This is a genomic window from Oligella urethralis DSM 7531 (genome assembly GCF_000372065.1).
GTDB lineage: Bacteria > Pseudomonadota > Gammaproteobacteria > Burkholderiales > Burkholderiaceae_B > Oligella > Oligella urethralis.
On record NZ_AQVB01000030.1, the window covers coordinates 1 to 11818 of the forward strand.

An 11818-nucleotide genomic window follows, 5' to 3' on the forward strand; every position below is an offset into this window, starting at 1 on the left:
GTCGTTGCCCCAGATAGCCCGGGCTTTTTTTGATAAGGTCAATAAGGCAGCCGTTTCAGCTAAGGCCTTCTCCTTACGTCTTAATTCTTTTTCTAGCTGACGACTCTTTTTACGCTCAGCCGCTAAGACCGCTTTAGTCACCGGTCCTGCCTCCATATCGAAGGCTTCAATCTCAACCCGCCAAGCGTCCAACTGCTCAGGATAGATGCCATGCTCACGACAATAACTCGACCGCTCGGCCTCGTTCATACTGGCTGTTTGAATAATAGCGGCTAACTTCGCCTTGGTATCCCATTGGTCAGGGCGTGATTCTTTTGCAGGCACAACAAATCCTCTGGCTTGTAGCTGTTTTTTCCAACTATATAAAGTGGATACGTGAATACCACTTTCTCGGCTAATTTGAGCCACACTTTGGTTATTCGGTGGCATCATTTTTTTAACGATCTGCGCTTTAAATTCTGGACTATAAGACGACATTGTAAGACACTAACCGCTCCCTCAATTATATGAAATATAAAAATCAGAAAATCAGACAACTAGTGTGACAGAGGGGGCGTGCTCACGACAAAGCGCAGGCAGCGGCGTACCAGCCTCTGCCTGCTTAAGAATCGCTAAAATTTGACTATCGGTATATCTTGATTTACGCATTGAATTTCCTTTATAGAAAATTCTACCTTAAATCACTACGGCTTTGAGGGGAGATTACCTATTTAATCTCTTAGTAAAGGAAACCTCTACATTTCAATTAAATTAAATGCTAGTGGACTATTTTTCCTAATATCAACAGTCACTCTTTTACCTAAAACCTCATCATAATACTTAGGTGCCAAACCATACCCAGGTCGAACACTTCGCACATTGTCTGGAGTGATGACATCACCAGCTTTCATATCTTTAGTAAAGTATAGTGAACGACGAAATTTAACATTACCCTGCTCACTTGATTTCAGGCCATAATTAACGGAACCCAAGGCTTTCCAGGCAATCATCGTACTTTCACACAACTTAACTAGACCTTCAGGTTCAAGCGAAAAACTATCATCAGGCCCACCACCATTTCGATCGAGAGTAAAGTGCTTTTCAATAACACAAGCGCCTAGGGCAACACTGACCACTGCAGTTGTATTATCGAGTGTATGATCAGATAATCCCGTCAATACACCAAACCTTTTTTGCATATCAGTAATTGTTCGTAAATTATAGTCTTCGGCTGGAGCTGGATAGCCACTAACACACCTCAGAACAACTAACTCCTGGCAGCCACCTTCTTTTGCAGCATCAATTGCTTCTTGAATTTCCTCTTCATTTGCCATACCTGTTGAAATAATCATCGGCTTGCCAGTTTTGGCAACATATTTAATTAAGGGTATATCTACCGCCTCAAATGAGGCAATTTTATAAGCAGGCGCATCAAGCTCTTCTAATAAATCAACTGCAGTGAAGTCAAATGGTGAGCTAAAAATCGTAATACCTACTTTCTGAGCATGTTCGAAAAGAGGTTTATGCCATTCCCAAGGCATCTGAGCGTCAAGATATAAATCATATAATGACTTTCCATCCCATAAACCACCTCGAATCATAAAGGCTTCATCTTTACTGTCTAACGTAATGGTGTCTGCGCGATACGTCTGCAACTTTACCGCATCTGCTCCAGCCTTTTTAGCTTCTTCAATAATTTTGAATGCATTTTCAAGGCTTCCATTATGATTTGCTGACATCTCAGCAATGATATAGGGCGGATGATTAGTCCCTATTTTGCGTTTATCAATTTCGATTTCGTAGCTCATAATCCACCCATATTCTTATTTGAAAGAAGCGGCCTTTTCTTGAATCTCACCCTTTTTATCAGCCCATTCTTCACTCAACAACCCCAAACGTATTACATCAACAAAACCTTCCCCATTAAAATGGTTCTGTCTAAATAAACCTTCTCTAATGAAGCCAAACTTTTCATGTAAAGAAACTACACGCATGTTCGTGGCTAAAACTTCACAATTTAGCTTATGAAGCCTTAAGGTATCAAATGCGTAATTAAGAGCTTCAATTTCCATCCTAAAGCCTATTCCTTTCTTAGCATTTGATCCAGCATAAAATCCCCAAGAGGCATTTTTGCTTTTCATATTTATATCTGTAAACCCGACAACACCCGCTGCTTGACCATTGTCTTCATGATAAATAAACCATTGAACATTTTTATTATTCTTTAGTCCATTAAACCAAGCTTTATGCTCGTCCATAGTAATAATATGCGAAGTGTACATATTCTTTCTAACTTCCTCGGCATTACGCCATTCCAAAATCATCTCAAGATCTTGTTCTTTAATGGGGACTAAAGACATATCATTCCTCCCTGCTTCGATAAAGAAGACAAAACTTGCACAACTTTATTAACACCATCGCCAAAACATATTTTTCTAGATTTTTTTGATAAAGATGCTAGAAAATTTGTATCATTAGAAACTCTAGAAAAAAACAACTTAATATCCTCTGATAATGATGAGTTTACGTCTGCTAAAAACACAGCCCCATCATCAGCAAGCGCTTTCGCTACTGCAATCTGATTTTCCGCCAACACAACAAGAATCGTTGGTAACCCCAGAGCACAGCGCTCCCAGGTGGTACTACCAGCGGCACCGATAGCCAAATCAGAGTTTGCCATCAGCTCTGCCATATTGTTAATCCCCACAAGCACCTCACACTTAAACCCAACTTCTTGAGCATATAACTTAATATCTTCAATATGCGGTGCTGTCGCACCCATCACAACTTTAACGCACTCATTCTGAAGACAAGCGTTTAAAGCATTCAACACGCTTAGGGTGTGGTTATCTTTATCAATTCCACCAAGATTAACTAGAATCTGATTTATCGTATATGAATTTTTTTCTCGACGTGCAACACTGATCTCCCTGTACTTAGCGAACTCAGGTCTAAGCAGTGCGTATTGCGTTCCAATCAATAACTTACATTCGTTTGGAACCAACTCGGCATAACTACTTTCTAGACTTCCATAATTTTGATCAAGCAAGATATCGCAATCATGATTTCTGTCAGCTAAATCATCAATAACCGCTATATTCTTAGTGTGATCCCTCGCTAAAACTTCCCATTCTTCAGATAAAGCATAATGGTCAACAATTATCCAATCAGGTTTTTCTTTTTCTAAGAACGTTTTGCAAGAATCAAAATCCTCTTCTTGACTTACTTCCAACCATGAGGAATGGGTATTTTCTTCATCAACACTAGTTAAACTATTATTTAAGTGTGGAATGTTAAATACTTCAAAATCTTGGCTACGAATATAAGAAATCAAATTACCTTGGAACTCTCTACAAATAAATTTTACCGTGTGCGAGTAATCTCTTAACGCTTTAGCAAGCGTTAAGCAGCGCATAATATGACCGCTGCCGATATGGATAGCTGCATCAGCACGAATAATAAACTTCATAAATAGATCAGACTCTTTTCATTACCTTAGAAAGAAACTCAGCTTGCACCCAGTCTTCCTGAGTATCTATATCTTGAACCCGATGGCGCGGAAGCACAATTAATTGCGAGTTTTCGGAAAAGATTGGTGCCTTTTCTAACCAAGCCTTAGGTCTGCCCCAATAGAATTGACCAGCATCATGATAAGCTTCTTCCAAGTCTTGTGAACGAACAACAAATTGACTTGGTTCAAACATTTGAACTCTACTAGCATCATTCAACTTAATCGCTCGTTGAATAGGGAAAGCATAGGTAGTTGCACTGAACACATAAGATAAGTCTAAATGATCAGTTAAAGTACGATAGCCCTTTTGAATATCACTTTCTTTAATGAATGGGGCAGTAGCGTAAATACAGCAAACTGCCTCTAATTCTTCGCCCTTTATTGTATCGATGAAATGCTTAACAGCATGAGCCATCACATCCATCGTTGTAGCATAATCGTCTGCTAGTTGTTCTGGTCTTAGAAAAGGAACAATCGCCCCATAACTTTGTGCTACTTCGGCAATCTCATTATCATCTGTTGAAACCCAAATACGCTCAAAACAGCCACTGGATATGGCTGCTTCTATGGACCAAGCAATCATCGGTTTCCCATCAAATGATTTGATGTTTTTACGGGGTATCCGTTTACTACCACCTCGTGCAGGGATAACAGCTAACCTACTCATATAGTAGGCCTCTCAACGCACCAACCACCTCATCTTGTTGCTGTTCAGTCATTGACTGGAACATCGGCAAACTTATTGCTTCTTCGTAATATTTTATAGACTCAGGAAAATCATCTTTTATAAAACCCATCGCTTGATAATAAGGTTGCGTATGCACGGGAATATAGTGCAAATTCACACCGATCCCTTGATTTCTTAAACTATCAAAGACTTCTCTGTGTGTTTTATTTATTTTATCCAATTGCAAACGAATAACGTACAAATGTAACCCTGAGTAACTATCTGGATGTTGCCAAGGTAATATCAATGGCAAATCTGCTAATAACTCATTATAACGAGCTGCCAAACGATGACGAGCTGAAACAAACTCATCCAAACGATCCATTTGACTTACACCCAATGCTGCCTGCAGTTCAGTCATCCTATAGTTATAGCCAAGAGCTATTTGTTGATAGTACCAGGAACCATCTGGCTCATGAGTCATTAATTGTGGATCACGAGTTACACCATGACTTCTCAACAATTCAATCTGTTGCGCAACCTCACGGTCGTTAGTGGTAAGCACTCCGCCTTCGGCTGTCGTTATAATTTTCACTGGATGAAAACTAAAAACAGTGATGTCACTATATTCACAATTACCTATTGGTTTGTCTTGATAACGTCCCCCTATCGCATGCGACGCATCTTCAATCACTTTGAAACCATACTGTTTCGATAAAACTCTAATGGCCTGCATCTCGCAAGGCTGTCCGCAGAGATGCACGGCAACTAAAACTTTTGGCAAACTTCCAGTGGATTTCGCAAGTTCGAGTTTTTCTTTTAACTTTGTCAGCGATAAATTATAAGTCTTAGGATCTATATCAACGAAATCCACTTTTGCACCGCAATACAAACCACAGTTAGCTGAGGCTACAAAAGTAATAGGTGTAGTCCATAAAATGTCCCCCTCACCTAAGCCCAAAACCAAACAAGCAATATGTAACGCAGAAGTCGCACTATTAACCGCATAAGCATATTTTACATGACAATAATCTGCTATTTTTTTCTCAAAAGCTGGTACTTGAGGTCCTTGAGTAAGGAAATCTGATTTCAATACGTTGACTACCGCGTCAATATCTGCCTGGTTAATGCTCTGTTTACCATAAGGAATCATTTATATCGCTCCGATTTTTGAGCGATTTAGCTCAATCCACTTTTGTAAAGCTACTTGATCCATCCACTCAGAGTTATTATCACTAGAGTATACAAACCCTTCGGGAACTTTAACACCATCTTTAATACGCTCTGGCGATGTACTCCAATCATTAATAACTGGTAAAATTTTAAAGTGTTCATCATACTCATAGGTATAATAAGCATCTTCCGAACTAATCATTTGTTCATGTAATTTTTCACCCGGACGAATACCAATCTCCTCCTGTTTCGCTTCTGGTGCAACAGCCTTGGCAATATCTGTAACTTTCATTGATGGGATTTTCTTTACGTAAATTTCACCACCTACCATATCTTCAAAAGCATGCCACACCAACTCTACACCCTGCTCTAAAGAAATCATGAAGCGAGTCATTCGATTATCAGTAATCGGCAATACACCTTTGTCCTTGATTGACATAAAAAATGGGATTACCGAACCGCGTGAACCCATGACGTTACCGTATCGAACCACCGCAAATAAAGTCCCATGCTCACCTGAATAAGCATTTCCGGCAACAAATAATTTGTCAGAGACCAATTTGGTTGCACCATATAGATTTATTGGACTACTCGCCTTATCAGTTGAAAGGGCAACTACACGCTTTACTCCCTTATCAATACAGGCATCGATTAAATTCATAGCACCACTTACGTTTGTCTTAACGCATTCGAATGGATTATATTCCGCTGTTGGTACTATCTTAGTTGCTGCAGCGTGGACAACATAGTCAACGCCATCTAAAGCCCGATATAGACGTTCCTTATCACGTACATCACCAATAAAAAAACGAACTCTCGGATCTTTTTGATATTTTTTTGCCATCTCCCACTGCTTCATTTCATCGCGAGAAAAAATTATAATTTTTTTGGGGTTATACTTCTCAAGAGTCATCGGTACAAAAGTATTACCAAACGAGCCTGTACCACCAGTTACCAGAATTGTTTTTCCATTTAACATACTATTTAAATCCTAATTTAAGTGCCTAGCTTATCATTTTACCGTTATTTTCTTATTCTGACTATGTGCAACACTATGTCGCCAATAAGCCCCTAATTTAATTAAAAAAATCACAAAAAAAGTTAAATTTAAAGACACAGGAACAGCCCAAAATCGGTCAACTTTGGAAATTAAATAGGTGCTCAGCAAGAAAAACACAAAGCCTAACAAGTGAGAGTAAATAAGAGGCTTATCAAAATCTTTTGTATATAAACCGTAATGTGGAATCATTCCAACCGCATATAAACTCATAGCAAGTAATAAACACCAAAATAGACTTTGATATTGTATATATATTTCATTACCTAACCACTGTAGCAACAATGGCAAGACAAGAGCACTACCCAAAGCAAAAACCAAACAAAAACCCAGAGTTAATATGAGCATTCGCTTCATTTCTTGACTATACCCTTGCTTATCTTGCTGTTTATATAAACGAATTAATTTTGGATAAGAAAACATAAAAACACCCGCTTCTAAAAACGAAATTAATGCGCTTCCTAAACCTATAAATAAAGTATAAGCCCCTAGAACCTCTAATGAAGATAAAGTCTCAAACCAATATCTATCGACTGTGAATAGACCTCTAAGTGCTAAAGTACTTACAAGGAGAGGACCTGCTACTACAAGCCCTTTTCTAATCCAGTGCCAGTCAACCGCCTCTTTCCAACCAGACACCTTTAGCCTGCTGCAGCGCCACAAGCCCACTACGACTCCAGTCACACTTCCAATAGCCCATAAAAAAAATAATGTATTTAGATTCCTTAGCTCAGGCTCAAACCACATACATACTATTGCTATTAAACACCACAATCCAGAGCGAAAAAACATTGCCAAACTTGCGTATAACTGTTCCGACAAAACAATTAACAACCTACTAAGCTCTTGATTCATATGTTCTAAAACCATTAAAACTAAGAACCAAACAATAAGATCAAACGGTAAGAATCCATATATAAAAAGCAAAGTACTTAGAGGTAAAACAATTAGATATGTTAATCCAAAAAAGAGCAACTGACTTTTGAACAAGCGCCCCCAAATAGCTTTATCACGTCCGAGTATATCTCTCGAACTAAATGTATAAAAATCAAAACCTAAAAAGTATAAGCTATAAGATACTGAGACTACAAACAACCCATATAAACCAACCTCAGCAGGACTCAAAACCCTTGCCACATAAACAATAATGGCAAACTTACTGAATAAAGTAACTAATCGTAGAAATAAGTTCACGACTCGAAGAAGAGTATTTTGATTTAGCAATTTCATCTAGTTTTATTCTGATAACTATTAAATAAGAGTTTATTTTGATTTATCACTATCTTCCTTATTGTCAAACGAGCACTATTTATACTGTTTTGAGAGACACTAAATAAGGTATAAATGCTTACTTCTTCATAATTTTTTTTTTCTAAATAGTAATGAAGCCTAATAATTATCCTATTCTTAGCGAAGCAGAAAATTAGGATTTGTTAAGCTCACCTTAAACTTAAATATAAATTATAAACAAGCTCCACAAGCTGATAATTTACTTCTGTACTGATGAATACTTCAAATCACCCATAGATGATTATAGATGTAGGAAATAAGTAACACTAGAATACTCACCATTTAGTAGAAACCGATGTTCTCACCATTTTAAAATACCCAGCAAACACCATTAAAAAAGCGGCATACATCATAACACCGCTATTGTGCCTAAAAAATGCTTGGGTTAATCCAAAGTCGATAAACACAAAGGGCAGCAACACACCCGCAACCACAAGTGATCGCTTAGCTAAGTCTTTATGTCTAAGATAAGCACTAAAGGCAATTATAGGCGCAGCATAAAGCGCTAACAATGCTAATAAACCAAGCAAACCATGTTTTACCTGACGATCTAGGAGCTCATTATGTGCATGTGAAAATTGTGTAGCGGCAATCCCCTGAATTACCCTCTGCGCACCAAGCTCTTTTTTGGCCTGAATATATCCCTCTTTGGACCAACCCATCAGTGGTTTTTCACTAATTAGGATGGCAGTGCCCTTCCACATTTCCAGCCGCGCACCTATTGAAGAGCTTACATTGCCAGCTTCATATGTTTTAATCTCATTAAAAGCCTTATTCACTCGATCTTTTATACCCAGTTGTGGCAAATTAAATACGGTAATTGCTAGAAAACAAGTGATTATCAAGCCAATAACTTTGACCTTGGTTGAAAAAAAACTACGATAGACACGATACAGAAAAAAGAGTACAAACGGAAGGCCAATCCATCCCCCACGACTACCCGAGAGAAAAGAACCATTAAGACCACAAAAAGCCCCAACCGCAAGCAAACAGATAAAGAAGGCTTTGTATTTTTTCAGAGTGGATGCCCAGCCAAGACCGGCTAGACAGAACACACCTAAGACCATCGATAAATTACCAAACTGTATGGGATGGGTATAGCCATGTGGCCTTGCTAAACCCAAGCCAAACTTTTGGTATATCGCAAAAATACAGGCACCAATCGCCCCTACCGCTATCCCCGTCCATAAGTAATGTAATGACGGTCTTGCTCGATAAATCAGAAAAAATATTGGTATCGCAAGCGCAAAGCGTATCACCTTGTCTAAGTCACTATCATCAAAGACTCCACTGACTAAGCCATGCCAAAGCCAGTTAAACACCCCTTCTAGGGAGAAGAAAAGTAATATCGCCAGCAGCCATTTGTCTCGACGGTCCAATTCCACTAAGTCTTTATTTTTAAAATCCTTAGACCATACGTACAAACCACCCAACACAAGCAAGACCGCACCGATTGAATAGCCACTAGGTACAATCAGCGCCAGAAAGCCAAGCAGAAAAACACTCACTTCGGTATAGCGGCGAAGCAATGGTTTTCCTACTGTACAGGAGACTTTATTTGAATAAATTTGAGACATAAAAAGGTAATAACTTGTTTTACTGTGGCAAGATTATATGCCAATCCATCATAGATTAGACAACATGTAAGTATTAAAATGATTTCCCTTTGTATGACCCCCATTTTTAGTAGCAATTTTAGGTAGAAACAGTATTAAAAAATCGTTCTAACTTTTGTTGTGGGGTAATGCCACCAATGCCCATATGCGGGCGTTCATTATTGTAAGTCCAGAGCCAACGCGTGGCTTCCTGCTGCACCTCTTCCAAATCGTCGTAGAGATGTTGCCCCAGCCAATCATAACGAACGGTTCGATTATACCTCTCCACCTACGCATTTTGTTGTGGCTTACCGGGCTGGATATCTAAAAGCGTTATTTGCTTCTCCTTCGCCCAACACACCATGTGATTGCTAATGAGTTCAGGCCCGTTATCCATGCGTATGCAAGCAGACTGTCCTCGCCACTCCATTACCTGCTCCAGAGCGCGTGTAACGCGCTCAGAGGGTAGAGAGTAGTCCACCTCGATAGTTAAGCCTTCACGGTTAAAATCATCCACCAAGGTCAGCAAACGAATGGTGCGCCCGTTAGAGAGTGTATCGTGCATAAAGTCAATCGACCAGACTTGGTTAATGCCTGTGGCTGTTCCTAAAGTGTCCGGACGATCTCGTTTTATGCGACGGCGCGGCTTGATGCGCAGGTTGAGTTGCAACTCCCGATAGATGCGATGGACTCGCTTGTGATTCCATTTGAAACCCTTAACGTTGCGAAGATAGAGAAAGCAAAGACCAAAGCCCCACGTCTTCTGCTCAGCAGCTAGTTTTAACAGCCAATCGGCGATGAGCTCATTCTCCTCACGCCCTTTGGCTTGGTAATAGTAGCAACTTTGACTGATGCCGAAGGCTTGNCAAGCTAAGCGGATGCTGACACCACGATACTGGACAGCCTTTTGCGCCATCTCTTTACGCCGAGATGGCGCTACCACTTTTTTTCCATCGCCTCCTTGATGATTTCTGCCTTCAGGCGTTCTTCGGCATACATCTTCTTGAGGCGTTTATTCTCCGCCTCAAGCTCCTTAAGACGGGCAATCATCGAGGTGTCCATGCCACCATATTTGGCACGCCATTTATAGAAGGTGGCACTGCTCATGCCGTGCTCACGACAAAACGCAGGCAGCGGCGTACCGGCCTCTGCCTGCTTAAGAATCACTAAAATTTGACTATCGGTATATCTTGATTTACGCATCGAATTTCCTTTATAGAAAATTCTACCTTAAATCACTACGGTTCTGAGGGGAGATTACCCCATGCGCTTTATTGAATCCCTACTGAAGGCTCTATAAATCGCTCTTTAATAATTAAGCAGTTTGAGACAATAGCTTTATAATAAGGTTTTTTTAATTCCTTCAAATTGAAATAGTCTGGACAGAATACGCGAGTTTCACCAACATTCCATAAGAAATATCCATACAGAGTATTTGGATGTTGCTGATATGGCAAATCGGTAGAGGATAGGTAAGATTTACTGTCTTGAGTTGTTCTTGCAAATCGTTCTTTTAAGTTTAGTAATTGATTTGTTGTAATATTATTGATTTTTAATTGTTGCTTAAGTTTGAATCTTCTAATGTAATCTTCATCTAAAACATACCAAGAGGCATTACTGGGTAGCTGACTAAAAGAGGCCATACGTATAATAAATTGTTTGCCAATTGATTGTGAAAATGTTAACGGAAGTGTAAAAACAAGTGTTAATGCTACCAGGGCGATTAAGAAGTTTTTAGTGGAAAAAGTTTTATTTGGTATCTCGAGTTGCTTCGATGTTCGAGCAATATAAAAATAGATAACCATAATGATATAACTCGTTATTAAAGTTAATTTAACGCCATGCCATTTAAAAAAAAGCCAAGTAACTATAAGTATTAGTATAAAACTTACAAGAGTTAATATAATGGGGATATGATATAGGGATTTACCTTTATGATAGAGTAAAATTAAGCTCAGTATTACTAATAGTATATAACTTGCTAGTACATATGAAGTTACGAGTAAAAATACGCTTATTAGCAAAAAGGTTGCGTCTGATTTTATTGTCGCCAGAAAAAGATGCGATAGACCGAGTTCATTTAGGCTTTGCCAAATTGTTGTACCGCTTAGAAATAAAATAATAGGGGCAACAATATTAATGAATATTTTGACAGAATCTAAAGCAGAAAGATCTGTAGTCATTAGGTTATTCTGTGAGGATTGATTTTCGTTTTCCTGTTTGGTCGCTTTCATTAATTTTTGTTTGTAAAATATTTTGAGTGAGCCTGTAAATAATTTTGTGTAACTTCCTTTAATCCGATATTCTTCATAGGAGTATTTCACATGGAAAGTTACATGACTAAAGACGACGACATCATTCAATCGTTAATCAAGCAATTANACCTAAAGCCGAGCGATGGCGATAGCATTGAAGCACTCGCAGACAAGCTGCGCAAGCAACTGTATGAGACAGCCTTAGCCGCTGAGCTACAGGAGCACCTTGGCTACAGTAAACACGCCAGAGGCGCTAAAACGGACGGCAATAGCCGCAACGGTTACAGCAAG

Annotated in this window: 11 protein-coding genes and 2 pseudogenes; 1 reads left to right on the forward strand and 12 read right to left on the reverse strand. The window is 39.1% G+C overall.

The features are described 5' to 3' along the window. The 12 genes and pseudogenes from A3GA_RS0110580 to A3GA_RS0110640 form a co-directional block, all read right to left on the reverse strand. Nucleotides 1-477, reverse strand: a 477-nt coding sequence (locus A3GA_RS0110580) for a transposase (RefSeq protein WP_018027377.1), incomplete at its 3' end; no start/stop codon positions are given. A gap of 69 nt (nucleotides 478-546) precedes the next feature. Then, a pseudogene (locus tag A3GA_RS12100) lies at nucleotides 547-648 on the reverse strand (transposase); the annotation flags it as partial. Between the two features lie 86 nt (nucleotides 649-734). Beyond that, nucleotides 735-1787 carry a pseudaminic acid synthase gene (pseI, locus tag A3GA_RS0110590; RefSeq protein WP_018027379.1) on the reverse strand — a complete coding sequence of 351 codons (1053 nt, stop codon included), beginning with the start codon at nucleotides 1785-1787 and terminating at the stop codon, nucleotides 735-737. A 15-nt stretch (nucleotides 1788-1802) separates the two neighbouring features. Then, nucleotides 1803-2339, reverse strand: a complete 537-nt coding sequence (gene pseH, locus A3GA_RS0110595) for a UDP-4-amino-4,6-dideoxy-N-acetyl-beta-L-altrosamine N-acetyltransferase (protein ID WP_018027380.1) — start codon at nucleotides 2337-2339, stop codon at nucleotides 1803-1805. Then, on the reverse strand, nucleotides 2330-3448 hold the full coding sequence (gene pseG, locus A3GA_RS0110600; protein WP_018027381.1) for a UDP-2,4-diacetamido-2,4,6-trideoxy-beta-L-altropyranose hydrolase: 1119 nt from the start codon (nucleotides 3446-3448) through the stop codon (nucleotides 2330-2332). Before pseG ends, pseH begins: the two co-directional genes overlap by 10 nt. A 7-nt stretch (nucleotides 3449-3455) precedes the next feature. Next, nucleotides 3456-4157 carry a pseudaminic acid cytidylyltransferase gene (gene pseF, locus A3GA_RS0110605; RefSeq protein WP_026156962.1) on the reverse strand — a complete coding sequence of 234 codons (702 nt, stop codon included), beginning with the start codon at nucleotides 4155-4157 and terminating at the stop codon, nucleotides 3456-3458. Next, complete coding sequence (gene pseC, locus A3GA_RS0110610) at nucleotides 4150-5310, reverse strand: UDP-4-amino-4,6-dideoxy-N-acetyl-beta-L-altrosamine transaminase (protein WP_018027383.1); 1161 nt, start codon at nucleotides 5308-5310, stop codon at nucleotides 4150-4152. The genes pseF and pseC overlap by 8 nt, the downstream gene beginning before the upstream one ends. After that, nucleotides 5311-6309: a UDP-N-acetylglucosamine 4,6-dehydratase (inverting) gene (gene pseB / locus A3GA_RS0110615; RefSeq protein WP_018027384.1), complete on the reverse strand. Its 999-nt coding sequence runs from the start codon at nucleotides 6307-6309 to the stop codon at nucleotides 5311-5313. A 33-nt stretch (nucleotides 6310-6342) separates the two neighbouring features. Beyond that, on the reverse strand, nucleotides 6343-7617 hold the full coding sequence (locus A3GA_RS0110620) for a lipopolysaccharide biosynthesis protein (protein WP_018027385.1): 1275 nt from the start codon (nucleotides 7615-7617) through the stop codon (nucleotides 6343-6345). A gap of 335 nt (nucleotides 7618-7952) precedes the next feature. After that, a complete protein-coding gene (locus tag A3GA_RS0110625; protein WP_244264063.1) occupies nucleotides 7953-9254 on the reverse strand; it encodes an O-antigen ligase family protein in 1302 nt (433 codons plus the stop codon). 118 nt (nucleotides 9255-9372) lie between these two features. Continuing rightward, nucleotides 9373-10475: pseudogene (locus A3GA_RS12105) on the reverse strand (IS3 family transposase). 68 nt (nucleotides 10476-10543) lie between these two features. Beyond that, nucleotides 10544-11596, reverse strand: coding sequence for a hypothetical protein (locus tag A3GA_RS0110640; RefSeq protein ID WP_147285940.1), 1053 nt, complete (start codon nucleotides 11594-11596; stop codon nucleotides 10544-10546). Between the two features lie 12 nt (nucleotides 11597-11608). Between A3GA_RS0110640 and A3GA_RS12510 the strand changes: the two genes are divergently transcribed. Continuing rightward, nucleotides 11609-11818: transposase (locus A3GA_RS12510; RefSeq protein ID WP_420835242.1), on the forward strand; the 210-nt coding region annotated here is incomplete at its 3' end.